Source organism: Marivibrio sp. (genome assembly GCF_040218065.1).
In the GTDB taxonomy this organism is placed as follows: domain Bacteria; phylum Pseudomonadota; class Alphaproteobacteria; order UBA8366; family Aestuariispiraceae; genus Marivibrio.
The window spans coordinates 100,241-125,581 of sequence record NZ_JAVJQE010000005.1 but is presented as its reverse complement, the minus strand read 5'-3'; the positions used below and the strand labels follow the sequence as shown (position 1 = coordinate 125,581).

The window sequence follows — 25,341 nt, the reverse complement described above, 5'->3', positions numbered from 1 at the left end:
GTCGACCGGTCCGGGTCGGAGGAAATGGAAAAGCGGCGCTCCCGGATGGAAGCGAGGTGAAAGATGCCTGCCGAAGAATTGCAACGCGCGGCGCCGGACGCCGTGCAGGAGCGCACATTGCTGATCGTGGATGACGACGCCCCGCTGCGCCGACGGCTCGCCCGTGCGATGGAGCAGCGCGGCTTCGAGGTGACGGACGCGGAAAGCGTGACCGCCGCCGGCGCCGCCGCGGCCGCGGTCAAGCCGGCCTATGCAGTGGTCGACATGCGGCTCGACGACGGCAACGGGCTGGAAGCGGTCGACGCGCTGCGCGACGCGCGCCCCGACATGCGCATCGTGATGCTCACCGGCTACGGCAACATCGCGAGCGCGGTCACCGCCATCAAGCGCGGCGCGGTCGATTATCTGGCGAAGCCGGCCGACGCGGATCAGATCGCGCAGGCGCTTCTGGCCGACGGGGCGCGTGAGTTGCCGCCGCCGCCGGAGGAGCCGATGTCGGCGGACCGCGTGCGTTGGGAGCACATCCAGCGCGTCTTCGAACAATGCGATCGCAACGTCTCCGAGACCGCGCGGCGGCTCAAGATGCATCGCCGCACGCTGCAGCGGATCCTGAACAAGCACGCGCCGCGCGGCTGAGCCTCCGGCTCAATCGGCGGCCTCCGCACGCTCCGCTGCGAGTTGCGCGCCCAGGCCCTCGCGATAGGTGGGAAAGGCGAGCGCGACGCCGAGCTCCCGTTTGATTCGGTCGTTCCGCACCCGCTTGTTGTCGCGGTAGAAGCTTTTCGCCATGTCCGAGAGCTCGGCCTCGTCGAACGGGATTTCCGGCGGCGGCGTCTCGCCCAACAGCTCGCAGGCGTGCGCGATCACGTCCTGCGGCGGCGCGGCCTCGTCGTCGCAGACATTGTAGGCCGCGCCGTCGTGCGGGCGATCGACCGAGGCCTCGAGCACGCGCGCGATGTCCTCCATATGGATGCGGCTGAAGACCTGACCCGGCTTGACGATGCGCCGCGCCTTGCCCTGACGGACGGTGTCGAGGGCGCTGCGGCCCGGGCCGTAGATCCCCGCCAAACGGAAACTCATGACCGGCCCGGCGTCGGCGAGCGAGAACCACGCGTCTTCCGCCTGCACCCGCCGCGCCCCGCGCGCGCCGGTCGGGGTGCGCGCGCTGTCTTCACTGACCCAATCGCCGTCGCGGTCGCCGTAGACGCCGGTGGTGGAGAGATAGCCGATCCACTCGAACGGCGCGGCGGCGCGGATCGCCGCTATGTGATGACGCAGCACGGGGTCCCCTTCGGAATCGGGCGGCACGGACGACAGCAGATGGCTGGCGCGGGCCAACGTCCGCTCGGCCGCCGCGATCGGCGCGGTTCCGTCGAACAGATGCGCCTCGATTCCATCCGCCTCGAGCCGCGCCTTCTTCTCGGCGCTCCGGCAGGTGGCGGCGATCTCGAACCCGCGCGCGCGCATCCGCCGCGCGAACGCCGCGGCGGAGAAGCCGTAGCCGAAGATGAACAGCCGTTTGGTCATGCCCGCTCCCGTCCGACCTACACGAGGGCGCGCCTGGGGGCTTGCGCCGGCGCGCCGCGCCGTCGACTTTAGGGCCATGACCAACCGCTCTCAAGCCGCCCTCATCGGCCTCGCCCTGACGAGCCTCGCCGCCGAACCGCCGCCTGCGGCCGCGCAGGAGATCGAAACCCTGCAGGCGCGCGAATACAAAGCCTGCATGAGCTTGATCAACGTCGACCCAGACCAGGCCTTCGAAGCCGCGCTGCAGCTGCAGGACCGCGGCGGCGGCGCGCCGGCGAAGCATTGCGCGGCCGCCGCCTTGGCCGCCGCCGGCCATCATGAGGAGGCGGCGACGCGATTCGAAGCGCTGGCCGTCGAAATGCCGGACAGCGCGACGCCGGCCATCGTCGCCGACATTCTGGGCCACGCCGGCCTGGCCTGGCTGAACGCAGGCGCGCCCGGGAAGGCCTACACGGTGCAGACCGCCGCCCTTGATCTTGCTCCCGAGTCGCCGGACATCCTGATCGACCGGGCCGTGGCGCTGGCCGACCTGAACCGGCTTTGGGAGGCGATAGACGATCTCGACCGCGCGCTTGAGTTCGATTCGACGCGGGTCGACGCGCTCACCCTGCGCGCCTCGGCCTATCGGCAGTTGGAGGTGCTCGATCTGGCGATGGAGAGCGCCAACCGCGCGCTCGACCTCGATCCCGACAATCCGGAGGCCTTGCTGGAACGCGGCGCCGTGCACCGTCTTGCGGGCGATCTGGATGCGGCGCGCGCCGATTGGATCCGGCTGATCGAGAAACATGACGGCCGCCCGGCCGCGGAGATGGCCCGGCGCAATCTGGACTCGCTCGACTTCGGCCCGCCGACAGGATCCGAAAGCCCGGAGGCGCCGGTCGAGAACTGAGCCGCGCCCCTGGATACCGCATTGATTGAGGCGGCATTTTGGCGCGCCCGCGGCGCTTTCGCCTTGATCGTCCCCCCGACGCGCAGGTACACTCCGCCTCGGTCGAGACCGCCTGCGACAGGCGGCCGTCGTCCTTTTTTTCATCGAGCGAGAGGCTGCCACGTGACCGATCAGGCGACGACCCGAGTTCACTCCGCCCGCGCCAAACCGTCCCGGACCCGGACCGGCTGGACCCGCCGCGCGACGGGCGCCGTCGCGGCGCTTGCGATGGGCGTCGGCCTCGTCGGCGCCGCGCAGGCCGCCTGCACGCAGGGGATCGAATCGGGCACGCTCGCCAAATCGGTGCGCACGCTGCAGTCCGACTTGATGGTCGCCGCGCTGTCCTGCAACGAACGCGCGATGTACAACGCCTTCGCCGTCGGCTATCGCAGCGACCTGCAGCAGCACGGCCGCGCGCTGAAGTCGCACTTCACCAACAATTACGGCGGCACGGGCGTCAAGAAGCTGAACGCCTACGTGACGGAGCTCGCGAACGATGCGTCGATCCGCCACGCTCAGACCGGCTCCGCGTACTGCACTGCGGCCGCGTCGGTCCTGGAAGAGCTGATGGCCGACGGCGCGAAGGTCGATCTCGGCCTGTACGCGCTGCGCTACGCCATCGCCGTGCGCCCGCAGCTGGCGCAGGAAATCGCATCCGCCGCGGGCGGTCAGGCGGGCTGCGACGAGCTGATCGCGCTGAACCTCCCGGCGACCGACTAATCGCTCGACGCCGCTGGCGAGACGAAAAAACCCCGCCGTCGATACGCGACGGCGGGGTTTTTCATGCGCGCTCGGGCGCGACGGATTAGATGTTCTGCTTCACCCAGTCGCTGAGCGCGCCCTTCGGCACGGCGCCCACCTTGGTGGCGACCACCTGACCGTCCTTGAACAACATCAAAGTCGGAATCCCGCGCACGCCGTATTTGGTCGGCGTCTGGGGATTGTCGTCGATGTTCAACTTGGCGACCGTCAGATCGTCCATCTCATCGGAAATCTCCTCGAGCGCCGGTCCGATCATCTTGCAGGGGCCGCACCATTCGGCCCAATAGTCGACCAGAACAGGCTTTTCCGCTTTCAGGACCTTCTCCTCGAAATCGCTGTCGGAAATGGGCACGGTGCTCATCGCGCTCTCCTTAATCGTCGCAAACGACCGCGCCAGGCGGCCGCGTTTGCGGGAATGACCGGGTGCTGCAAGTCTTCTGATCGCTCGCTCGTCTTCGAATCTAAGAAGCGGTCGGTAGAGGGTCAAGCGATTGCGCGCGGCGCAGGCGTTGTGAGCGCCCATCACAGACCGACGAGAAAGGCCGCCCGCGGCGCAGCGCCGGGGCGGCCTTGATCGAACCGGTCGATCGGGCGCGGATCAGTCGCGCCAGAAGGGCTTGTCGGCCTCGCCCAGCGCGCGGGTCCGGTCGATGCCGATGTCGCGCAACAGGTAGTCGTCGAGCTCGGCCAGATGGCGACGCTCGGCGGCGCGCTTGCGCCACTTGGCGCCGGCCCGGGCCGCGTCGTCGATCAACATGCCGGCGCCGGCGATCGCGCCGGCGACGGCTTCGACCAACAGCATGGCCGACCCGGCCATAACGCCCCCGAAATCCATCGCCCCCGGGGAGGCGGCGCCCGGCGCCTGCCGGGTCCCGTTGACGGTGAACATGATCTTTCTCCTTATCTATCTTTGTGGGTTTCACCGCGCCGCCAACCCGTTTTTGTGCGGCGCAGCATCATCTCTATGCCCCGGAAAATAGGGATTTCCGGACGCCTCTCAAGGGATATCTTTTCATGAGTGAAATTAGTTTTTATAATCCGAAGTGACGAGCGTCACACTGCGAGTCCCGCCATGCCAAAGCGCCTGCCCCCGCTGAAACCCCTGCGCGCCTTCGAAGCCGCGGCTCGGCACCTCTCCTTCACCCAGGCGGCCGCCGAGCTGAACGTGACCCAGGCCGCGATCAGCCATCAGATCAAGCAGTTGGAGGACGCGCTCGGGGCGGCTTTGTTCCGACGCATGAACCGCGCCTTGAAGCTGACGGAGGAGGGCGAGGCCTTTCTCCCCGCCGTCTCCCAGGCGCTGGAGACGGTGGCGAGCGCAGCCGAGCGCATCCGGACGCCGCAGAAGGCCGGGCCGTTGACGGTCAGCGTCTTGCCCTCCTTCGCCTCAACTTGGCTGGTGCCGCGGCTGTCCCGCTTTCGCCAGCGCGAGCCGGAGATCGACATTCGGCTGTCGGCCGACTACGAGCTCGCGGATTTCGACCTCGACGACATCGACGTGGCGATCCGCTGGGGCAAAGGAGACTATCCCGGCCTGGCGGCCGAGCGCTTCATGACGGAGGAGTTGTTCCCCGTGTGCAGCCCGCGCCTGGTGCTGGAGGGGCCGCATCCGCTCAAGACGCCGGCGGACCTTAAGCACCACACGCTGCTGCATGACGACGTGCTGACCGACTGGCGCGTCTGGCTGCTGGCGGCGGGGGTGAACGACGTCGACCCGGACAAGGGACCCAGCTTCAACTACTCCGACTTGGTGCTGCAGGCTGCGATCGACGGCCAGGGAGTGGCGCTGGGTCGATCGTCCCTGGCGCACGACGCGCTGGCGCGCGGCCAGTTGGTGCGCCCCTTCGGGATCGCATTGCCGGGCGATTACGCTTATTATTTCGTCTGTCCGTCCTATGCGGTTCAGCGCCCCAGGATCAAGGCGTTCCGGGACTGGCTGTTCGAAGAGGCCGACCGCGATCGGCGTCAGGACGAGGAGATCCCGCGCCTCGGAGCGCGTGACGACGAGGCGCCCGACGCATAGAGCGCGGGCGCGAAGGGGAACGAGATGCTGCTGCGATTCGCGCTGATCGGTCTGATCGTGACCGGCTTTTTCCTGGCCTCGGACGCGATCCCCTGGGCGCTCGCGCAGATCGGGCGGGAGGATCAGGTCGCCTTCCTGGACGCGCTGCTTATGCCGGCGCTCATCCTGTTCGTGTTGCTGACGATCTGGGGACTGGTGCAGAAGTTCGGGCGCTAGGCGCCGCGGTTCAGCGCGTTGTCTCCGCCACGCGCGCGGCGGGCAGCCGCAACGTGACCGCCGTACCGCCTTCCGGCAGCGGGTCGAACGCAAGACGCCCGTCATGCATGTCCAGAAAGGACTTTGCGAGATAAAGCCCGATACCGGATCCTTCATGCGGGCGATTCAGTCCGCTGTCGACTTGATAGAACGGAAGGGTGATCTTGTGGACTTCCTCGGCCGGGATTCCCGGACCCCGGTCGGTCACCCGGACCAGATAGTCGCCCGAGTTCGGATCGCGGACGCCGCGCAGCGTGACGATCTCCCCAGGCGGTGAGAATTTCAGGGCGTTCCGCACAATATTGAGAGCGGCCTGTTGGAGCAGCGCCGCATCGACGTCGAGCGTCGCCTCATCCGCCTCCTGGTAATCCAGCGAGACCCGGCTGTACGCCGCATCCATGCGGGCCAGTCGCGCCACCGCTCTCAAGAAGCTGCGGGCCGAGGTCGGGGACGGGCGCATGGCGACCGCGTTCCGTTCCAATCGGCTGACGTCCAGCACGCTCTCGATCAGGGTCAGCAGATGTTTGCCGCTTTCGTTGATGTCCCCCGCATAGTCGACGTAGCGCGGCTCCCCGATCGGCCCCATGATCTGGTCGGCGATGATCTCGGAAAAGCCGATGATCGCATTGAGCGGCGTGCGCAGCTCGTGCCCGATCATCGCGAGGAAGCGGGATTTCGCCTGGCTCGCCTCCTCGGCCCGCTCGATCGCGGCCCTGAGGGCCAACTCTGCGGCGTATTGCTCGGTGACGTCCTGGCTCACGCACGTGACCGCAAAGCCGTCAGCCCCGTGCAACCGCGTCATCCGCGTCTGCATCATGCGGGTCGCGCCGTCGGACAGCGTGACGGCGTGCTTGAGGTCGAGCGCGTCCTCGCCCGCCTTGAGACGGGAAAGAGCGTCCGCGAAAGCCTCCCGATCCTCGGGCGGCAGCATATCGGTCAACGCCGTCAAGGGCGCAGTCTGCGTCTCGGGGGCCCACCCGACGATCCGAAGGAACCCCTCCGAAGTCTCAAGCGCCTCTTCGCCCGCCCGCAATCGCCAATGCCCGATCTTGGCGAGCGCTTGGGCCTCGCGCAGGCGGGCCTCTTTGATCCGCAATCGCTCGCTCGCACGCGTCAGCGCCGTGACGTCGCGACCTTCCGGGATCATGAACTCCAATGCGCCGGATTCGTCGAAGACGGGACGTAGGGAGAAATCGAAGGTCCGCAGATCCCCGTCCGGCGCGCGGAGCAGAATCTGATCCCGGACGAACGCGCCCGCCTGGGCGCGACTTACGGCGCGGCGGACCTGCGCCGCCGCCGCTGGAAGCTCGTAGAACCAGGGCGTCGCATCGAACGGGAGGCCTCGGACGTCCGCCGCTTCCGCGTCGATGAAGTCCAGCGCGCCGCGGTTGACTTCCAGCATTCGTCCCTCGGGATCGAGCATGCCGACAAACTGATAGGACATGTCGAACAACGCGCGGAAGCGCCGTTCGCTCTCCTCCAGCCGCCGCTCGGAGGCGCGCTCTTCGCTCAAATCATGCAGGATCACCGCGTAGCCGCCGGCGTCCTCCGCACCGGCGCGGATGACAGAGGCGCGCGCCGGGAATTCCTCGCCGTTTCGGCGACGGCCCAAAATCTCTCTGCGTCCGTGCATCCAACGCGCAGTCGTGCCCTCCGTCCGGAAGCGCGCCGCATGCTCGCGATGGACGGCGCGGAGCCGCTCGGGAATCAGCATGTCGATGGGAGCGCCGAGCAGGTCCTCGCACGACCAGCCGAAAGTCGCCTCCGCGCCCGCATTGACCCGCCGGATGAGGAGAGACTCGTCGGTGACAAGGACCGCCAGCGGCGCCGCATCGACGAAACGCGCGATCAACGCATCCGACTCGCGAGCGGCCCGCTCCCGCCTGCGCTCCGCGGTCACGTCTTCCTGATTCGCGATGTAGCCGTAGGGAACGCCGTCGCCCCCCTTCAACGGGGCGATCGACCAGCGCATCACGAAAGGCGAGCCGTCGCGCTTGTAGTTGAGGGTTTCGCCTCGCCAAATCTCGCCGATCCGAAGTCGGCGCTTCATATCGGAGAAGATCGTGCGGTCCGTCTTCGGCCCCTGAAGCGCTCGAGGCGAGCGACCGACGATCTCCTCGCGCGGCCAACCGGTCATTCGTTCGAACGCCTCGTTGACGTAAAGAATTCTCGGTCCGGGAGACGTGAGGTCGCTATCCGTTATCAGCACGGCGTTCGGCGCAGCGTCGAGCAGGGCCGTCTGCTCCCGCGTGAAGGTCGTCGAGGGTCGCATCATTTTCCGTAAACTTTCACCCATGAGTGTCCCCGCGCGCTCGCAGACCAGAGGCGCATCGGGCCGCCGGGGTCCTCGGCGCGATCAGGCGCCGCGAATCCGTGCGAGCATTTTCCGGCGCAATCGGTCGTGGGGTGAGTGGGGCGCATCGAGACTCTGGGTTTCGAGATGCCGCTCCGCCCATGCGAGAAACGCCGCCGACCCGCCCGAGAGATAGCGATCCAGGCCTGTTTCAAGCGCAGCGAAGGCGGCCTCGATCCTGTCGAGCGACTCGCGAGCGCGCTGGAGGTTCGCGTCAAGCAACGCCGCCTCTTGGCGCGAAAGGTCCAACGTCGCTTCGGCCCGCGCCACCTGCGCGCCGAGCGTCTCCCCCGCGGGGCGCGGGGACGGACCGAAGGAAGGGAAGAACGGGGTGTCGTCGCGCGAGGGCATCGGGACCTCCATGGGAAAGGGAAAGCGCAAGCAATAGCCCGTCCGAGGACGGCCGGGCTTCAGGCTGAAGAAGACCGTAGACCGTGAAGCGCGTCCCGCCGGCCGCCGATCACGGCGACGGCCGGCGGAACGGTGCGGCCGGCGTCAGGCGACGAGCTTCAGATCAGCCCCCTGAGCGCGCGCGTCGTCCTCTTTCATGTCGCGGACATAGTCGGTGATCGAGACGTTCAGCTGGGCGCTGAGCTCGGCGATCTGCTTCGCCGTCGCAGTGACCTGGTCGGCGGCCGAGGCCGTCGACTGCGCCCCTTCACGCAGGCCCTCGACATTGCCGGCCACCTGATCGACGCCCTGGGCGGCCTCCTGCACGTTGCGGGAGATCTCCTTCGTCGCGGTCGTCTGCTCCTCGCTCGCAGACGCGACGGTCGTGGCGATCTCGGTGAGCTGCTCGATCGACTCGGAGATCGCGCCGATCGCCGGCACCGCCTCCGCCACGCCGGTCTGCATCGCCTTGATCTGGTCGGCGATCTCGTCGGTCGCCTTTGCGGTCTGCTCTGCGAGCGACTTGACCTCCTGGGCCACGACGGCGAACCCCTTGCCCGCCTCCCCGGCGCGCGCCGCTTCGATGGTCGCGTTGAGCGCGAGCAGATTGGTCTGCGCCGCGATGTCGGAGATCAGTTGGACGACCTGGCCCACACGGTCCGCCTCGCCGCGCAGCGTCTCGACCCTGACCGACGCCTGCTTCGAACGCTCGGCCGTGCGGTCGGCGATTTCCGAGGTTCTGGCGATCTGCTGGCCGATCTCCTCAATCGAAGAGACCATCTCCTCGGTCGACGCGGCCACCGTCTGCACGTTGGCCGAGGTCTGGGTGGCGGCGGCCGAGACCGTCTCGGCCTGACCGCTGGTCTCTTCGGCGACGGCGGCCATCTGCTGCGCCGCCCGTTCCAGTTCTTCCGAGCCGGAGGCGAGCCCGCCCATCAGCTCGCCCACCTTCTGTTCGAAGATCCGGGTCAGCTCGATCACCTCGAGCGCCCGCTTCTCCTTGCGCTCCGCCTCGGAGGCCTTGGCCTCCTGCTCGCGTCGCTGGGCCTCGAGCATCCGCTCGCGCTCCCGGCCGTTCTCGCGGAACACCAGCATCGCCTGCGCCATGTCGCCGATTTCGTCCTGGCGCGTCGTTTGCGGAACGTCGACGGCGAGGTCCCCGTCGGCCAATTGGCTCATGCCCTGCGTCAGCTCCACGAGCGGGACCGAAACGCGTCCTCCCAAGAACAGGCCGAGCCCGAGACAGGCGATCGCAAAGACGATGATTAAGCCGGCGGTCAACAGGGCGGCCTCATCGACGCGCGCCAACGCTTCGTCGGCGTCCTTCGTGGCCAGGAGCGCATAGTCGACGCCGCGAACGCTGAGCGGCTCGAACGCCACGATCTCCCCCCCGAAGCGGCTGACGCCGCTTTCGCCGGCCAACGCCGCCGTGACCGCTGAATTGTCGATTTTCCGATCGAGAATGGCCCCTTCGGTGAAGCGCGTGTCGTTGCGCACCAGGCGATCCTCGCCGACGAGCAGCGCCTCGCCGGTCTCGCCAAGGCCGGTGCCCTTGCTCATCACGGCGTTGAATCGATCGATGGGCATCTGAAAGACCAGCGCGCCGACAGGCGCTCCGTCCTTCATGATCGGCGCCGAGACGAAGCTGGCCGGGGCCCCGGCCGAGGGGGCGTAGGGCCGGAAGTCGAAATAGCTGACCTGCTCGGCCGACCCCGCCTTCATCGCGGCCCGGTAGGCTTCGCCGAGGTCGGTCTCCTTATAGGCGCCCGTGTTCAGGTTCGTCGCGTAATCCGACTCTTTGTAGACGGAGTAGACGAGGTTGCCCCGCGAGTCGAAAAGAAAGACGTCATAGTATCCGCCTTCCAGCAGCATCCGGCGAAAGGTCGGGTGATGTTCGGCATGGGCGCGCGAATAGGTCGATCCGTCGTCCGCTGCGACCAGAAGGTCCTTTTGGCCTTTCGGATTGGGGTTCTCGCTGATGTAGAGCCGTTGCAGCGTCGTCTTCGGATCGCCGTCGACCGTGCTCCATCCGAAGACGAACGCCTCAAGCGCCCGGAGCGTTCCCGGCGCCTGTGCAAGGTATCTGAGATCGCTCTCGACCCCGTCGAGATATTGCCCGATCGCATCGACGCGGGTCTTGGCGACCGCCGAGAGTTGAGCTTGGGCCTCGGCCGTGAGCGCTTGACGCTCTGCGAGCAATGAGCTGAGGCCGATTGCGAGGCTGGCCGCCAAGGCAGGCAGCGTGATGTACAGGGTGAGTCTCTTAGATAGACGCATGCCGCGGATTCCCTATCGCCGGTTCCCGAAACGATTCGGGGCTGGTTTGAAGACTAGGAGAAACGGAGCCGGGATGCGGACAAGAACGCCGCATCGCGTGCTCTCTCCCTAGAAGCGCTTGCTCGGTACGACTTCTTTACGTCGGCGCGAAACGACTAGACCGCCCCCAAATAGGGGTCTGGTAATCTTACGTAGAGCAAGGATTTGGACGGTAAAATATTACCGCACCCGACATGTTTACCGCGTTTCGCAAGGGATCGCCTTATCGGACGTCAAACTCGGTGAACCCCGGTCGCGGCGAGGAATCGCTGAAAGGATCGAGACTGAGCGTGAATTAATGAGGCGCCGCGCAAGGCCGCGCAAACGGGGACGCGCCCGGCGCGAGTCCGCCGAGGCCGCAATACCGGCGGGCGTTGGAACCGCCGCCGGAAGGTCAGGCGCAGCGCCCGCCCCGCACGGCTTTTACGCCGCCGCGTCCGGCGCCGGCGCCGACTTCGTCTTCTTCGCCGGCCAGTTCACCAGCAGGATGCCGGCGGCGACCGGGATCAGGCCGATCAGGTCGCTGTCGCTGACCGGCTCCGACAGGACGACCCAGGCGATCAGCATGGCGATGCCGGGGTTGAGGAAATGGAAGGTGCTGGCCGCCGCCGCGCCGGCCTTGCGGATCAGCGCAAACCAGAGCAGCAGCGTCGCGAAGGTCATGACGATGGCGGTGTAGGCCTGGGTCCAGACGAAGGTCCAGGTGAAATCGATCCAGAACGGCTCCAGCAGCAGCGTCGCGGGCAGCAGCACGACCGAGGCGGCGCCCGCCTGCACCGCATTCATCGCCAGCGGGTCGGCCTCCGCCCCGCGCTTCTTGTAGAGCACAGTGCCGATCGCCAGACACACCATCCCGAAGGTCGCCAGCATCAAGCCGGTCGGGTCGTCGATCACCACGTCCTGGCCGAGCCGCGAGCCCAGAATGTACCACGCGCCGCCTACGCCGAGCGCGAGGCCGGCGAGCTTGAGGAGCGTCAGCCGCTCTCCCAACACCGGCCAGGCGAGCGCGGCGGTGACCAACGGCATCAGGCTGGCGATCATCGCCACCATCGCCGACGAGGTCGTGCGAAAGGCGAGATAGCACATGCCCAGATAGATCGCGTTGTTCAGGATCCCGAGCCAGATCGCCGTCCACAGGTCGCGCCGGTTGTTCGGCAGGCCCCGGCGCAGCACCGCCAACACCGCCCACATCACGAAGAAGGCGAGGGCGAATCGGATGGTCAGAAACAGGATCGGCGGGGCCGTCTGGATCGCGAATTTGCCGACTGTGAAGGCGGAGCTCCACAAGGTGCAGAAGGCGACACCCAGAATCAGAACCTGCCAATTGAGCCGCATCGCCGCTCAGTCCTGCTTGAGGCGCATACGCCACAGGCCTTTGAAATCGTCCGGGTCGACGGCTTCGCCCTTGCGGACGATCTCGATCCGGCCGGCGCGGGCGAGGAAGATCGCCTGCTGCTTCACGGCGTGGCGATACCGCTTGTAGAGATCACGGCCGTCGTTCGGCTTGCGCTTGGTCTCGGCGAAGGCGCGTGCGGCGTCGTCCGGGGCCAGCGTTTCGCCCTCGGCGAGCCGCGACAGTTCGGCGAGGATGGTCTCGGCCACCGGGTCGAGACGGTCTTGGGAATCGGTCATGGTGTGAGAGCTTCCGCGGGCCAATGCGAGGGGATCGAGGCGCGAACGGCGCGCACTATGGACGCGCCGCGCCGGGCTGTCCATATTGGCGCGGACGGGCGAGCGGTCCGATGACGCGAACGGGCCGACGGCCCGGCTGGCCTCAGCGAGCGGGAGAAGCGACGTGGATCCGGCCTTCACCAATCTTCTGACGGCGACGGCGAGCTTCGTGGGCGGACACTTCCTGCTGTCCAGCCTCCCGGTGCGAATGGCGCTGGTGGAGCGGATCGGCGCCAACGCGCATCGCATCCTCTATTCCATCGTGGCGGCGGCGACGATCTATTGGATGGTCTCCGCCTACAATGACGCGCCGTACTTCGAGCTCTGGGCCTATTCCACCGGCCTGCGCCATCTGCAACTCGCGCTGATGTTCCCGGCCTGCCTGCTGCTGGCGGCTGCGGTCACCAGCCGCAGCCCGACGGCCGTCGGCGGCGAGAAGATGCTGAGCGATCCCAAGCCGCCGGCGGGCGTGCTGACGGTCACCCGCCATCCGATGCTGTGGGCCTTTCTGATCTGGGCGATCGCCCATCTGCTCGGCAACGGCGACGTGGCGAGCGTCATCTTCTTCGGCGGGTTCGCCGTCCTGTCGGCCGGCGGTATGGCCCATATCGATTTCCGCCGCCAAGCGACGACAGGCTCCGACTGGGGGCCGATCGCCTTGGGCACCAGCGCCATCCCCTTCCTAGCCGCCCTGCAAGGGCGCACAAAGGTCGATTGGGCGGGAATCGGCGTCGCGCGACTGGCGCTGGGCGTCGCGCTTTACGCCGCGCTTCTGGTGCTCCACCCCTATCTGGCCGGGGTCGCCCTGGTCGACGTGTTCTAGGCGTCCGAAGCCGTCCGGCCTAGGTCGCCTCTTCGACCTCGTCGCCCATCTCCTCGATGTCTTCGCCGGCGCCCTCGATTGTGTTCTCGCAGGCCGCCAAGCCCAGCGCGAACAGCGCGGCGAGGACGAGGTTCAGCAGCGGGTGCGGGGTGCGGGTCGTCATGATCGATCTCCTCCGTCAAGGCCTGTTGCTTCGGCTGCCGAACCATATGGGCCCGGCTCGCCGCGCTTCAAGCGACGCGCCGGCGATCGCGCGCGATCGCTGTTGCGGGCCAACGCGTTGACGGCTATAGCGAAAGCGCCATGATGCTGCTTTATCACCTCTGGCTCTCGCCGTTCTGCCGCAAGGTGCGTCTCGCGCTCGGCGAGAAGCAATTGCCGTTCAAGATGCAGGTCGAAAAGGTCTGGGAGCGGCGCGACGATTTCCTGGCCTTGAACCCCACCGGGGAATGCCCGGTGTTGGTCGACGAGGACGGCAATCGCATCTGCGGCAGCCAGGTGATCGCGGAATATCTCGACGAGATGTATGGCGACCGGCCGCTGATGGGCACCGGGGCGGTGGAGCGCGCGGAGGTCCGCCGGTTGATCGATTGGTTCGACCGCAAATTCAACCAAGAGGTCGGCGTCAATCTGGTGGACGAGAAGATCATGAAACGCTTCCTCGGCCTGGGAGAGCCGAGCTCGTCCGCGATCCGCGCGGGCGGCCGCAACCTGCATATCCACCTCGCCTATATCGACTGGCTGGCGGAACGGCGCAGCTGGCTCGCCGGCGAGGAGATGACGCTGGCCGATCTGACGGCGGCCGCCCACCTCTCCACCGTCGACTATCTCGGCGACGTGCCCTGGGACGATCACCCGGAGGCGAAGAACTGGTACGCCCGGATCAAGTCGCGACCCGCCTTCCGCCCGCTGCTGGCCGACCACATCCCCGGCGCCCCGCCGCCGCGGCACTATGCGGATCTGGATTTCTAGACCTCCCCGCAACAGCGGCTCGCGCCGCATTCCCGGCGCGCGCGCTTTGGCGCGCCCGCATGCTTGCCGCCTCGGCGCCGGCGTGAGATCGTTCGGACACTCAAACAGGACATCCAGGCGGGAGGATGCGCGATGAAACTGACGGAAGCCGATCTCAAGCGGTTCGAGGAGGAGGGCTACCTCTTCCTTCCCAGCCTGTTTTCGCTGGACGAGGCGGCGATGCTGCTGGCCGAGGCGCAAGCGATCTACGGCCAGGAGCGCGAGGAGGTCTGGCGCGAAAGCTCGGGCGTCGCGCGCACCGCCTTCGCCGCCCACACCTATTCAGAGCCCTATCGGCGCCTGGGCCGGCACCCGCGGCTGGTGGAGCCGGTCGAGCAGCTGCTGGGCGAACAGCTCTACATGCATCAGTTCAAGATCAACGCCAAGGCCGCCTTCGACGGCGAGGTCTGGCAGTGGCACCAGGACTATGGAACCTGGCAGCGCGACGACGGCATGCCGGAGCCGAGAGCGATGAATATCGCGCTCTTTTTGGAAGAGGTGACGCCGGCGAACGGCCCGCTCCTCTTCATTCCGCGCTCGCACCAACAGGGCGTGTTCGAGGCCGGACACGATCTGGAGACGACGAGCTATCCGCTGTGGACGCTCGACCGCGAGACGGTCTCGAAGCTGGCGCAAGAGGGCGGGCTTGAGGCGCCGGTCGGCCCGCCGGGCTCGGTCGTAATGTTCCACGGCAATCTTGTGCACGCCAGCCCGCCGAACATCAGCCCCTTCAGCCGCACCATCGTCTATCTCAGCCTGTGCGCGGTTTCGAACCACATCACAAAACACACGCGCAAGGAATGGATCGCGCACCGCGACTTCACGCCGATCGAGCCGCTGGCGGACGACTGCCTGGGCGAACTGGTCGAGGCGCGCCGCGCCCGCGCGGCGGAATAGACGGAGCGCACGAGAGACCCATGAACCTGCATCATCTGCTCGGCGCGCGGGCCGAGGACGGCCGACCCGTGCGCGTCGGCCTGATCGGCGCCGGCAAGTTCGGCGCGATGTTCCTGTCCCAGGCCGGGCGGCAAAAAGGCTTCCACGTCCAGGCGATCGCCGACCTTTCGCCCGACCGGGTCCGCACCACGCTGGAGCGTATCGGCTGGGACCCGGCGCGCGCTAAGGCCTCCAGCGCTGCCGATGCGCTGAGGACGGGGGGGACCTGGGTCACCGAGGACTCCGCCGAACTGATCGGCGCGGACGGGCTGGAGGTCGTGATCGACGCCACGGGCAGCCCGGCCGCCGGCGTGCGTCATGCGCTGGCGGCGATCGACGCCGGCCGCCACGTCGTCATGGTCAATGTCGAGGCCGACGTGCTGGCCGGGCCGCTCCTGGCGCAGAAGGCGCGGGAGGCGGGCGTCGTCTATTCGATGGCCTACGGCGATCAGCCTGCGATGATCGCCGAGATCGTCGACTGGGCCCGCACCGCCGGCCTCGACGTCGTCTGCGCAGGCAAGGGGACGAAATATCTGCCCGCCTACCACAAGGTCACCCCGGACGACGTCTGGACCCATTACGGCCTGACGCCGGAGGCGGCGCAGGCCGGCGGCATGAACCCGCAGATGTTCAACAGCTTCCTCGACGGCACCAAGTCCGCGATCGAGATGGCCGCCGTCGCAAACGCCTGCGGCCTGACGCCCCAGCCCTCCGGCCTGCAGTTCCCGCCCTGCGGCGTCGACGATCTGCCGCATGTGCTGCGTCCCTTGGAGGACGGCGGTTCGATGCCGCACAAGGGGACGGTGGAGGTGGTCTCCAGCCTGGAGCGCGACGGACGCCCCGTCTTCCGCGACCTGCGCTGGGGCGTCTATGCGGTGTTCGAGGCGGGAAGCGACTACGTCCGCCGATGCTTCGCCGAATACGGCCTGCACACGGATTCGACCGGAACATACGCCGCCATGTACAGGCCCTATCACCTGATCGGGCTGGAGCTTGGGATCTCGGTCGCCAGCGCCGCGTTGCGGGGCGAGCCCACCGGCAGTTCGCTGCATTGGGCCGGCGACGCGGTCGCTTGCGCCAAGCGCGATTTGAAGGCCGGCGAGCGGCTCGACGGCGAGGGCGGCTACACGGTCTACGGCCGCCTCATGCCCGCGGGGGAGAGCAAGCGCCTCGGCGCGCTCCCGATCGGGCTGGCGCACGGCTGGACGCTCAAGCGCGACGTGACCGAAGACCGGCCGCTCACCTACGCCGACGTCGAGATCGACGAGAGCGACGCCGCCTATCAGACGCGCCGCGCCATGGAGCAGGCGTTCGGATAGGGCGCCCAGGCGTCCGCCTTGCTCCCCCTCATAGGGGAAGGGCTTTTCAAAGGGAGAAGCAGCCATGCCCAAGACCGTCCTGATTACCGGCGGCTCGCGCGGGATCGGCGCGGCCTGCGCCAAGCGCCTGGCCGCCGACGGCTGGGACGTGGCGATCAGCTATCGCGCGCGCCGCGAGGAGGCCGAGGCGGTCGTCCGCGCGGTCGAGGCCGCGGGCCGCAAGGCCCTCGCCCATCAGGCGGACGCGGCCGATCCGGATCAGATCGTCGGGCTGTTCGAAGCGACGGACGCCGCCTTCGGGCGGCTCGACGCGCTGGTCAATAATGCGGGCGTCACCAGCCCGCCTGGGGCCTTGGCCGATTGTTCGACGGAGGAGCTGAAACGCAGCTTCGACGTCAACGTGCTAGGCGCCTTCGTCGCCGCGCGCGAGGCCGTGCGGCGCATGGCGACCGGGCGCGGCGGCTCGGGCGGCGTGATCTGCAATCTCTCAAGCGTCGCGGCGCGCCTCGGCAGCCCCGGCGAATACATTCAGTACGCCGCCGGAAAAGGCGCGATCGACGTGATGACGGAAGCGCTGGCGAAGGAGGTCGGGCCGGAGGGCGTGCGCGTCGTCGGCGTCGCGCCCGGCGTGATCGAGACGGACATCCACGCCTCGCAAGGCCAGGACGACAAGCCCGCGCGGGTCGCCCAATCCACGCCGCTGCGCCGGAACGGCCGGGCGGAGGAGGTGGCCGACGCCGTCGCTTGGCTGCTGTCGGCCGCGGCCGGCTTCGTCACGGGAACCACGCTGGGCGTCACCGGCGGGCGATAAGGGGACGAGGCGATGAAGGCGATCCGCCTGGAAGAGGATTTCGGCCTGGAGAATCTGCGCCGGGTCGATCTGCCCGACCCAGAGCCCGCGCCCGGCGAGGCGGTGATCGCGATCCAGGCCGTCGCGATCAACCCGCGCGACCGCATCATGATGATGGGCGGCTACGGCCGCATGGGCGGCAAGCCGCCGTTGATCCCGCTGTGCGACGGGGCGGGCCGGATCACCGCCGTCGGCGAAGGGGTCGAGGGCCTCAAGGAAGGCGATTTCGTCGTCCCCGCCTACAGCGTGACCTGGCCGCACGGCGCGCCCGACGCCGAGGCCCACCGCGGCGCCCACGGCGGCCCGCGCGACGGGACGATGCGCGCGCTGATGCCGGTCCCCGCGCAGGCCGTCCTGAAAGCCCCCGCCCATCTGACGCCCGCCGAGGCGGCGAGCCTGCCCTGCGCCGGCGTGACCGCCTGGAGCGCGGTGGTCGAGCAGGCCCAGATCAAGCCGGGCCAATGGGTCTTGTGCCAAGGCACCGGCGCGATCTCGCTCTTCGCGCTGCAGTTCGCGAAGCTGGCCGGCGCGCGCACGATCCTGACCTCCTCCAGCGACGAGAAGCTGGAGCGCGCGAAGCCGTTGGGCGCCGACCATCTGATCAACTACCGGCGCGATCCGGACTGGCACAAGATCGCCCGGGAGCTGACCGACGGCGTCGGCGTCGATCACGTCGTCGACGTCGGCGGTGCGGCCACGCTGGATCAGTCGGTCTCGGCCGTGCGCTCCAGCGGGTCGGTCAGCCTGATCGGGGTGCTGGGGGGATCGGCCCCGCCCCTCAACCTCGGCAAGGTGGTCACCCGAAACGTCCGCCTGCAGGGCGTGACCGTCGGCGGCGCCGACATGGCCCGGCGCATGCTGGCGGCGATCGACGCGTCCGGCATGCGCCCGGCCTTGGAGACCGAGCGCTTCGCCTTCGAGGATCTCGCCGGCGCGCTGGCCCGCCTTGAGGAGGGGACCCATTTCGGCAAAGTGGTGTGCGAGGACTTCTAGGGCGCCGTCACTGGGCGGCCGCCGAGGTCTTCGGCTCCGCGGCGCTTGTCGGCGTTTGCGCGGAGGCGGTCTCCGCCGACGGCAGGATGACCCGCGCGCAGGTCCAGGCGCCCCACTCGCTCTCGATCTGGAATCGCCCGCCCATCGCACGGGCGAGTCGACTGACGATGGCGAGGCCTAGGCCCGCTCCCTCGCCCGTCGTGTGATAGCCGCCGTCCACCTTGGTGAAGGGCTGGCCGAGATCGGCGATCTTCGAAGCGGGAATGCCGCAGCCGTCATCCTCGACCCGAATCTCCATCCGGCCCGGTCCGGCCGGGCGGGCCGACAGCCGCACGCTCCCGCCGGGCTTGGTGAACTTGATCGCGTTCGAGAGCAGGTTCAGCAGAATCTGCGTCAGGGCGCGCCGATCGGCGAGCGCGGTCAAGGCGCCGCTGTCGACAATTTCCAGCGCAAGCCCCGCCTGCTCGACGCGCCCCGACATCACGCGCACGGCGTCGGCGAAGGCCCCGGCGGCCTGAACCGGCTCCAGCGTCAATTTCGGCGCCCCGCGCTCGAGCTGGGCCAGATCGAGCATGTCGTTGATGAGGGAAAGCAGGTGCTCGCCGCTCATATGAATGTCGTCGAGATAGGCGCGCCGTTTGTCCGACGGCAGGCCCCCCGGCTCCATCGCGCGCATCAGATCGGCGAAGCCGATGATGGCGTTCAGCGGCGTGCGCAACTCGTGGCTCAGCGTCGCCAGGAACCGTTCGCGCGCCGCCATCGCCTCGTGCGCCTGTCCGAGAGCGTTCGCGAGTTGCGCCTGCTCTTCGATCGTCTCGGTCACGTCCATGTTGACGCCGTTGGCGGCCGCCGGCCTGCCGCGCTCATCCAGCGTCACTTCGCTGCGCGCGCGCACCCACCGCACGGCGCCGTCCGTCTTTCGCACCACGCGGAACAGGAATTCGAACGGGACGTCGCCTCGACTGTTGGCGAGGAAGGCGGCTTCTGCGGCCGGCGCGTCATCGGGATGGAGGCGGTCGCGCCAATCCTCGAAGACGCCGCGAAACTCCGCCGGGTCGAGACCGAAGATCTCGAACATCTTGTCGGTCCACTCGAGCCGGCCGGTCTGGAAATCGTAACGCCAGCAGCCGATGCCGCCCGCATCGGTCGCGAGGTCGAGGCGATTCAACAGCTCGCGCATCTCGCCCTGCCGCTTGGCGCCGCGCCATTGCGCGCCCAGCAGACCGGCCGGGACCGCAAGACAGATCAGCGCCAGCGCGACGAGCTCCAGCCAATGGGCGGCAAGCCAGTCCCCGAAGAGGCGATCGCTGGCGTAGCCCGCCACCAGGGTGAGCGGCGCCTGCTCGGAGGTGAGCCACAGGTTGCGGCGGCTGCGCGCATCGGTGTAGGCGGGCGTGAACTCGGCCACGCCGCTGCGCGGCGCGCCGGCCTCCAGGATCGATCGGACGAGCGGGCCGCCGCTGACGTCCCGGTTGATGATCCCGTCGACATGCGGCCAGCGCAGCCAGATCGTGCGCAGCCCTTTGAGCAGCGCGATGGCCGAGCCGTCTTGAACGGCCAAGCGCCGCCACCCGGCCAACAGCACGTCCAGATCGACGCACAGCGCGACCGCGCGGCGCGCGTCCAGCGGTTGGATCATCGCCGCGCGGATCGACCCGTCGGGGCGGCGCACGCTCGGCCCCAGATAGGTGCGCAACGGGCTGGCGTCCTGGAAGCGCGAGACGATCGCCTGCGGATCGACGCCCGCGCCGCAGGCCGACGCCGCCTCGGGCGTCGCCGCGACCTCGTCCGCGCGGTCGGCGGTCAGCGTGATCAAGGCCAACTTGCTGCGACAGTCCGGCGCCGGTTCGTCCGCGGCGAGTTCACAGGCCAGCGCGGGCAGCGTCCCGACCCCGTCCTCGGCCAACCGACGCACGGCGTAGCTCAAGGTCGAGCTTTGGATCGACAGATACGCATCGAGCGTCACCATCGATTCCTGCACCAACATCAGCAGGCGCTGGTCCGCCTCCGCCTTGTGGCCGCGATAGCTGGCCTGCGCCAGCAGCGCGCCCAGGATCGCGAACAGCAGCGTCGCCGCCAACGCCGTCGCCAGCGACAGGCGCGACAAGGGTATGGTCATGCTCGGCATAGAACGATCCGCCCCCACCCGGCCTTCGCCGCGCCCGCACGCCCGACGATCCAACCATCGCGAGCACTATACTATCCATTTCGTGAATAAGGTCTTAATACTTTCGGCTCGGCCGGCGCGCGCCCCTTTCGAGCGCGGAGCGTCGATCGCTCGCGGGTTGGCGGCGCAATCGCCGACGGATCGGCGGGACGCAAACGATTTGACGCTGTTCGACCCGCGACGTCCGGAAAGGCGCGCGCAGCCGTAACGGAGAGCCGGGGCGAGGGATCAGCCCTGCGCGCCGCGGACCGCCTGCACCCGGTCCCACAGCCGCGCCAAATCGGCGTCGGTTGAGAGGCGATGGTCGCCGCCCTTGATCGCCTCCAGCGCGACCGAGGGGGCCTCCACCAGGTCGACGACCCGGCGCGCGTGGTCGAAGGGCACGATCTCGTCGGCCAGCCCGTGCAGGATGTGGACCGGGCCGGCGACCGGGATCGGCGGGCCGTCCAGCAGCTCATGCGCCGCGGACTCCTCGATCAGGCGCGCGGTGATCGGGTAGCTTTCGTCCGCGAACTCGGACGGGCGATCCCACAGGCCGGTCTCCTCCAGCGCGCGGCGCGCGTCCGCCGGCAGGCTGGGCAGCATCAGTTTGCGCGGGAAGTCCGGGGCCGGCGCGATGAGCGCCAGGCCTGCGACCCGATCGGGCCGGGCGCGGGCCAGCAGCAGCGCCATCCAGCCGCCCATCGAGGAGCCGACGATCACCTGGGGTCCCTCGGTCAGCCGATCGAGGACGAAAAGCGCGTCGTCGAACCAGGCGCCGATCGCGCCCTCGGCGAAGGCGCCGGAGGAGCGGCCGTGGCCCTGATAGTCGAAGCGGGTGAAGGCGACGCCCGCCTCGGCCGCGCGGGCGTGTAGGAAGGTCGCCTTGCCGCCGTCCATGTCGGAATGGAAGCCGCCGCAGAACAGCGCCCCCGGACGCTTGCCGCTCTCGCGCCGGTATGCGATTTTCGCGCCGTCCGGCTTGGCCGCGACCTCGACCCGCTCTTGCATGGCGCGCGTTCCTCTTCCGCTCGGCCTATTCGCTGGTTCGTCGAAGGATCTTTAGCATGGCCCACGCCGGCCCCGAAAGCGACCCGGCCCCGCCCGACGGCGCGCGCGCCGCGAAGCCGCGCACGCTGCTGCAGGTGGTGCCCTCGCTGGTCACCGGCGGGGTCGAGCGCGGGACGGTCGATGTCGCAGCCGCCGCGGCTCGGGCCGGCTATCGGTCGATCGTCGCGTCGGGCGGCGGGCCGATGGTGCGCGAGCTGCTGCGCGCCGGCGCCGAGCATATCGAGCGACCGCTGCAGTCGAAAAACCCGCTGACCCTCAAGCGCAACGCCCAATGGCTCGCCGAGCTGGTCGGGCGCGAAGGGGTCGATCTGGTCCACGCCCGCTCCCGCGCGCCGGCCTGGAGCGCCTACTGGGCGGCCCAGCGTACGCAGACCCCGTTCGTCACCACTTTCCACGGCACCTATTCGCTGAACGCGCCGGGCAAGAAATCCTACAATTCGGTGATGACCCGCGGGGATCGCGTGATCGCCATCAGCAGCTTCATCGCCGAGCATATCCGGACCCACTACGAGCTGGACGCGACGCGCCTGCGCACCATCCCGCGCGGCATCGACGCCGCGCTGTACGATCCGGAAGCCGTGTCGGCCGAACGCGTGATCCGCCTGGCCGAGCGCTGGCGCCTGCCGGACGGGATGCCGATCGTTCTGCTGCCCGGCCGGCTGACCCGCTGGAAGGGGCAGCTGTTGCTGATCAAGGCGCTGACGGCGGTGGAGGAAGGGCCGGTGCGCTGCCTGCTCGTCGGCTCCTCGCAAGGGCGCGAGGCCTATCGCCGGGAGTTGGAGGCGACCGCCCGAGAGCTGGGCGTCGCCGACATGGTTCATGTGATCGAGGATTGCGACGACATGCCGGCGGCTTACAAGCTGGCCGACGTCGTCGTCTCCGCCTCGACCGACCCCGAGGCTTTCGGGCGCGTCGCGGTCGAAGGCCAGGCGATGGGCCGCCCGGTGATCGCGCCGCGTCACGGCGGCGCCGTCGATCAGGTGCGCGAGGGCGAGACGGGCTGGCTGTTCAAGCCGAGCGATCCGTACGACCTGGCGCTGAAAATCGACCTCGCCCTCAAACTGTCTCCGGAGGCGCGGGCGGCCATGCACGCCGCCGGCGTGGAGAACGCCCGCACCCGTTTCACCAAGGAGCGCATGTGCGCCGACACGCTCAAGGTCTATGACGAGCTGCTGGGCCCGATGGACGGCCCGGCGGGGGAGAGCGCGACGTGACCCGCGCGCCCGTCGAGGCCGGGCGCGTGCTGGTGATCAAGCTGGGCGCGCTGGGCGACTTCATCCAGGCGCTCGGCCCGATGCGCGCGATTCGCGACGCTCACCCGGACGCGGAGATCACGCTGCTCACCACCGCGCCCTTCGCGCCCCTGGGCGAGGCGTGCGGCTTGTTCGACGCCGTCTGGACGACCGTGCGCACCCGCGACCCGCGCAAGCTCTGGGCGCTGCGCCGACGCCTCATCGGCGGGCGGTTCGAGATGATCTACGATCTGCAGACCTCCGACCGGTCCAGCCTGTTCTGGCGTCTGATGTGGCCGCGGCGACCCAAGATGTCCGGGATCGCGCGCGGCTGCTCCCATCCCCACGACAATCCGGCGCGCGACCGGATGCACACGGCGGAGCGCCAGCGCGATCAGCTGGCCCGGGCCGGGATCGCGGACGTCCCCGCCCCGGACCTCTCCTTCATAGAGGCCGACCTATCCGGCTTCGATCCGCCAGAACGCTTCGCGCTTCTGGTTCCCGGCGGGGCGGCGCATCGGCCTGAGAAGCGCTGGCCGGTCGAGCGGTTCGCCGAGCTCGCGCGGCGGCTGGCGGCGGAGCGCATGACGCCCGTGCTGATCGGCGCGGGCGCCGACGCGACGGCGACCGGCGCGATCAAACAGGCCTGCGCTCCGGCGGTCGACCTGACGGGGCGCACGGACTTCCTGACCCTGGGGGCGCTGGCGCGCCGCGCCGCGCTCGCCGTCGGCAACGACACCGGGCCGATGCATCTTTTCGCGGCCGCGGGCTGCCCCTCGCTCGTTCTCTACGGCCCGGCGAGCGATCCCGCCTTGTGCGGCCAGCGCGGGCCGGCGGTCGACATCCTACGCGTTGCGGACCTTGGGGCGCTCGACGTCGAGACCGTCCTATCGCGCGCCCGCGCGCTGAGCGCGGCGGCCTGAGCTGGCGGCCTGAGTTGGCGGCCTGAGCCGGCGAAGGCGCATCCGGCCCCTTGCGCCGACGCCGGCCGCACCCTAAAACCGCGCCGGTTCTCACGCCGAATCCGCTGTCGCGAAGGGGGGTTTCCGCATCATGTCCCAGTCGGTCAAAAAGGTCGTTCTCGCCTATTCCGGGGGGCTCGACACCTCGGTCATCCTGCGCTGGCTGCAGGATCACTACGGCGCGGAGGTGGTGACCTTCACGGCCGATCTCGGCCAGGGCGAGGAACTGGAGCCCGCGCGCAAGAAAGCCGAGATGATGGGCATCAAGCAGATCTACGTCGAGGATCTGCGCGAAGAGTTCGTGCGCGACTACGTCTTCCCGATGTTCCGCGCTAACGCGCTCTATGAGGGCACATATTTGCTCGGCACCTCGGTCGCGCGCCCGCTGATCGCCAAGCGCCAGATCGAAATCGCCGAGGAGACCGGGGCCGACGCCGTCTCGCACGGCGCGACCGGCAAGGGCAACGATCAGGTGCGCTTCGAGCTCGGCTACTACGCCCTCAAGCCCGACATCAAGATCATCGCGCCGTGGCGCGAATGGGACCTGACCAGCCGCACCAAGCTGATCGACTACGCCGAAAAGCACCAGATCCCGGTGCCCAAGGACAAGCGCGGCGAGCCGCCCTTCAGCCAGGACGCCAACCTGCTGCACATCTCCTCCGAGGGGAACATGCTGGAGGACCCCTGGGTCGAGCCGGACATGGATCTGGTGCTCTCCCGGATGGTCAGCCCGATGAACGCGCCCGATCAGGCGGAGGAGATCACAATCGATTTCGAGGCCGGCGACCCGACCGCGATCGACGGCGAGAAACTCTCCCCGGCCGCTCTGCTGACCCGGCTCAACGAGCTCGGCGGCAAGCACGGGGTCGGCTGCATCGACATCGTCGAGAACCGCTTCATCGGCATGAAGTCGCGCGGGGTCTATGAGACGCCCGGCGGCACGATCCTGTTCCACGCGCGCCGCGCGATGGAATCGATCACGCTGGACCGCGGCGCGATGCACCTGAAGGATGAGCTCATGCCGCGCTATGCGGAGCTGCTCTACAACGGCTTCTGGTTCAGCCCCGAGCGCGAGATGATGCAGGCCGCGATCGACGTCGGCTCCCAGAAGGTCACCGGCTCGGTGCGCCTGAAGCTCTACAAGGGCAACTGCATCGTCACCGGCCGCAAGAGCCCCAACAGCCTCTACGACGCCGACATCGTCACCTTCGAGGAGGACGACGTCTACGACCAGCGCGACGCCGAAGGCTTCATCAAATTGAACGCGCTGCGCCTCCGGCTTCGGGGGCGGTTGCAGGGGCGGTAGTCCCCTCTCCCTTGGCATAAGGCGCGGCGCGCCAAGGTCATGAAACCGCGCGGACTCCGACGCTTTCCCAACCCATCACAGAGGCGCCGCCATTCGTCGGCGGAGGGGATTTGTCGTCCACAAGAACGTTAAGGACGAGCAACCCCTCGTCGGATAGCAGCATCGTGATCCGCAATCCGGGTTCCTGCACCTTGTAGATTTCGTACGGCGCCTTGAGCTGGCGCTCGAATGGATCCTCGATCGGCGTCAAACGGCCGGCCTCCAACTCGTTCAACAGATAGTCTGCGCGCCGGCGCAAGTGGGTGGGCGCGCGGGCGAGAGATTGCGTCGCAACAGAGGAAAGACGAACTTTTCGCGAATATACCGGCCCTTTGCGTTGCACGTTCCTCCACCCCGCCCCCATTGTCGCGCCTCCATCTCGGTCCACCGTGCGTGCGGTCGATCTCTTATGAGATGGGGTGATGTAA

Annotated in this window: 26 protein-coding genes; 14 read left to right on the top strand and 12 right to left on the bottom strand. The window is 68.5% G+C overall.

Going from position 1 to position 25,341, the window contains the following annotated elements:
* Positions 1 to 63: 63 nt before the first annotated feature.
* Entirely contained in the window at positions 64 to 636 is a 573-nt protein-coding gene (locus tag RIB45_RS02865; RefSeq protein ID WP_350048577.1) for an ActR/PrrA/RegA family redox response regulator transcription factor, read from the top strand.
* Between the two features lie 9 nt (positions 637 to 645).
* Here the strand turns inward: RIB45_RS02865 and RIB45_RS02860 are convergent, their stop codons facing one another.
* On the bottom strand, positions 646 to 1,527 hold the full coding sequence (locus tag RIB45_RS02860; RefSeq protein ID WP_350048575.1) for an SDR family oxidoreductase: 882 nt from the start codon (positions 1,525 to 1,527) through the stop codon (positions 646 to 648).
* A 76-nt stretch (positions 1,528 to 1,603) separates the two neighbouring features.
* On the opposite strand from RIB45_RS02860, the gene RIB45_RS02855 reads away from it, so the two are divergent.
* Both RIB45_RS02855 and RIB45_RS02850 read left to right on the top strand, forming a co-directional pair.
* Positions 1,604 to 2,416, top strand: a complete 813-nt coding sequence (locus tag RIB45_RS02855; RefSeq protein ID WP_350048573.1) for a tetratricopeptide repeat protein — start codon at positions 1,604 to 1,606, stop codon at positions 2,414 to 2,416.
* A gap of 162 nt (positions 2,417 to 2,578) precedes the next feature.
* Positions 2,579 to 3,175 (top strand): hypothetical protein, encoded by a 597-nt coding sequence (locus tag RIB45_RS02850; protein WP_350048571.1) that lies wholly within the window; start codon positions 2,579 to 2,581, stop codon positions 3,173 to 3,175.
* 85 nt (positions 3,176 to 3,260) lie between these two features.
* Here RIB45_RS02850 and trxA read toward each other — a convergent pair whose 3' ends face one another.
* Together trxA and RIB45_RS02840 are read right to left on the bottom strand one after the other, a co-directional pair.
* The gene (gene trxA / locus RIB45_RS02845) at positions 3,261 to 3,578 is read right to left on the bottom strand and encodes a thioredoxin TrxA (protein ID WP_350048569.1); all 318 of its coding nucleotides are present in this window, start codon (positions 3,576 to 3,578) and stop codon (positions 3,261 to 3,263) included.
* 237 nt (positions 3,579 to 3,815) lie between these two features.
* Entirely contained in the window at positions 3,816 to 4,106 is a 291-nt protein-coding gene (locus tag RIB45_RS02840) for a DUF1127 domain-containing protein (RefSeq protein WP_350048567.1), read from the bottom strand.
* Positions 4,107 to 4,289: 183 nt separating this feature from the next.
* On the opposite strand from RIB45_RS02840, the gene RIB45_RS02835 reads away from it, so the two are divergent.
* Both RIB45_RS02835 and RIB45_RS02830 read left to right on the top strand, forming a co-directional pair.
* Positions 4,290 to 5,240 (top strand): transcriptional regulator GcvA, encoded by a 951-nt coding sequence (locus RIB45_RS02835; RefSeq protein ID WP_350048565.1) that lies wholly within the window; start codon positions 4,290 to 4,292, stop codon positions 5,238 to 5,240.
* Positions 5,241 to 5,264: 24 nt separating this feature from the next.
* Entirely contained in the window at positions 5,265 to 5,456 is a 192-nt protein-coding gene (locus RIB45_RS02830) for a hypothetical protein (protein ID WP_350048563.1), read from the top strand.
* A 10-nt stretch (positions 5,457 to 5,466) separates the two neighbouring features.
* On the opposite strand, the gene RIB45_RS02825 is transcribed toward RIB45_RS02830, so the two are convergent.
* The 5 genes from RIB45_RS02825 to RIB45_RS02805 form a co-directional block, all read right to left on the bottom strand.
* Complete coding sequence (locus tag RIB45_RS02825) at positions 5,467 to 7,767, bottom strand: PAS domain-containing sensor histidine kinase (RefSeq protein WP_350049084.1); 2,301 nt, start codon at positions 7,765 to 7,767, stop codon at positions 5,467 to 5,469.
* An 84-nt stretch (positions 7,768 to 7,851) separates the two neighbouring features.
* Positions 7,852 to 8,199 (bottom strand): hypothetical protein, encoded by a 348-nt coding sequence (locus RIB45_RS02820; protein WP_350048561.1) that lies wholly within the window; start codon positions 8,197 to 8,199, stop codon positions 7,852 to 7,854.
* 144 nt (positions 8,200 to 8,343) lie between these two features.
* Complete coding sequence (locus tag RIB45_RS02815) at positions 8,344 to 10,515, bottom strand: methyl-accepting chemotaxis protein (protein ID WP_350048559.1); 2,172 nt, start codon at positions 10,513 to 10,515, stop codon at positions 8,344 to 8,346.
* A gap of 462 nt (positions 10,516 to 10,977) precedes the next feature.
* Positions 10,978 to 11,889 (bottom strand): DMT family transporter, encoded by a 912-nt coding sequence (locus RIB45_RS02810; protein WP_350048557.1) that lies wholly within the window; start codon positions 11,887 to 11,889, stop codon positions 10,978 to 10,980.
* Positions 11,890 to 11,895: 6 nt separating this feature from the next.
* On the bottom strand, positions 11,896 to 12,186 hold the full coding sequence (locus RIB45_RS02805; RefSeq protein ID WP_350048555.1) for a DUF3253 domain-containing protein: 291 nt from the start codon (positions 12,184 to 12,186) through the stop codon (positions 11,896 to 11,898).
* A 163-nt stretch (positions 12,187 to 12,349) separates the two neighbouring features.
* Here RIB45_RS02805 and RIB45_RS02800 point away from each other — a divergent pair, with 163 nt between their 5' ends.
* The gene (locus tag RIB45_RS02800) at positions 12,350 to 13,048 is read left to right on the top strand and encodes an NnrU family protein (protein WP_350048553.1); all 699 of its coding nucleotides are present in this window, start codon (positions 12,350 to 12,352) and stop codon (positions 13,046 to 13,048) included.
* A 19-nt stretch (positions 13,049 to 13,067) separates the two neighbouring features.
* Here the strand turns inward: RIB45_RS02800 and RIB45_RS02795 are convergent, their stop codons facing one another.
* Positions 13,068 to 13,211 (bottom strand): entericidin, encoded by a 144-nt coding sequence (locus RIB45_RS02795; protein ID WP_350048551.1) that lies wholly within the window; start codon positions 13,209 to 13,211, stop codon positions 13,068 to 13,070.
* A gap of 140 nt (positions 13,212 to 13,351) precedes the next feature.
* Here RIB45_RS02795 and fzlA point away from each other — a divergent pair, with 140 nt between their 5' ends.
* The 5 genes from fzlA to RIB45_RS02770 all read left to right on the top strand — a co-directional run bounded on the left by fzlA (position 13,352) and on the right by RIB45_RS02770 (position 18,157).
* Positions 13,352 to 14,020, top strand: coding sequence for an FtsZ-binding protein FzlA (gene fzlA / locus RIB45_RS02790; protein ID WP_350048549.1), 669 nt, complete (start codon positions 13,352 to 13,354; stop codon positions 14,018 to 14,020).
* 132 nt (positions 14,021 to 14,152) lie between these two features.
* Positions 14,153 to 14,956, top strand: coding sequence for a phytanoyl-CoA dioxygenase family protein (locus RIB45_RS02785; protein WP_350048547.1), 804 nt, complete (start codon positions 14,153 to 14,155; stop codon positions 14,954 to 14,956).
* Positions 14,957 to 14,976: 20 nt separating this feature from the next.
* A complete protein-coding gene (locus tag RIB45_RS02780; RefSeq protein WP_350048545.1) occupies positions 14,977 to 16,314 on the top strand; it encodes an NAD(P)H-dependent oxidoreductase in 1,338 nt (445 codons plus the stop codon).
* Positions 16,315 to 16,378: 64 nt separating this feature from the next.
* The gene (locus RIB45_RS02775) at positions 16,379 to 17,125 is read left to right on the top strand and encodes an SDR family oxidoreductase (RefSeq protein WP_350048543.1); all 747 of its coding nucleotides are present in this window, start codon (positions 16,379 to 16,381) and stop codon (positions 17,123 to 17,125) included.
* A 12-nt stretch (positions 17,126 to 17,137) separates the two neighbouring features.
* The gene (locus tag RIB45_RS02770) at positions 17,138 to 18,157 is read left to right on the top strand and encodes a zinc-dependent alcohol dehydrogenase family protein (protein WP_350048541.1); all 1,020 of its coding nucleotides are present in this window, start codon (positions 17,138 to 17,140) and stop codon (positions 18,155 to 18,157) included.
* A 7-nt stretch (positions 18,158 to 18,164) separates the two neighbouring features.
* On the opposite strand, the gene RIB45_RS02765 is transcribed toward RIB45_RS02770, so the two are convergent.
* Both RIB45_RS02765 and RIB45_RS02760 read right to left on the bottom strand, forming a co-directional pair.
* Positions 18,165 to 20,285, bottom strand: a complete 2,121-nt coding sequence (locus tag RIB45_RS02765; RefSeq protein WP_350048539.1) for a sensor histidine kinase — start codon at positions 20,283 to 20,285, stop codon at positions 18,165 to 18,167.
* 267 nt (positions 20,286 to 20,552) lie between these two features.
* Entirely contained in the window at positions 20,553 to 21,314 is a 762-nt protein-coding gene (locus tag RIB45_RS02760; protein ID WP_350048537.1) for an alpha/beta hydrolase, read from the bottom strand.
* Positions 21,315 to 21,370: 56 nt separating this feature from the next.
* Between RIB45_RS02760 and RIB45_RS02755 the strand changes: the two genes are divergently transcribed.
* The 3 genes from RIB45_RS02755 to RIB45_RS02745 all read left to right on the top strand — a co-directional run bounded on the left by RIB45_RS02755 (position 21,371) and on the right by RIB45_RS02745 (position 24,874).
* Positions 21,371 to 22,588 (top strand): glycosyltransferase family 4 protein, encoded by a 1,218-nt coding sequence (locus RIB45_RS02755; protein ID WP_350048535.1) that lies wholly within the window; start codon positions 21,371 to 21,373, stop codon positions 22,586 to 22,588.
* Positions 22,585 to 23,529 carry a glycosyltransferase family 9 protein gene (locus tag RIB45_RS02750; protein WP_350048533.1) on the top strand — a complete coding sequence of 315 codons (945 nt, stop codon included), beginning with the start codon at positions 22,585 to 22,587 and terminating at the stop codon, positions 23,527 to 23,529. The genes RIB45_RS02755 and RIB45_RS02750 overlap by 4 nt, the downstream gene beginning before the upstream one ends.
* A 130-nt stretch (positions 23,530 to 23,659) precedes the next feature.
* On the top strand, positions 23,660 to 24,874 hold the full coding sequence (locus RIB45_RS02745) for an argininosuccinate synthase (protein WP_350048531.1): 1,215 nt from the start codon (positions 23,660 to 23,662) through the stop codon (positions 24,872 to 24,874).
* Positions 24,875 to 24,911: 37 nt separating this feature from the next.
* On the opposite strand, the gene RIB45_RS02740 is transcribed toward RIB45_RS02745, so the two are convergent.
* A complete protein-coding gene (locus RIB45_RS02740; RefSeq protein ID WP_350048529.1) occupies positions 24,912 to 25,148 on the bottom strand; it encodes a hypothetical protein in 237 nt (78 codons plus the stop codon).
* Positions 25,149 to 25,341 lie beyond the last annotated feature (193 nt).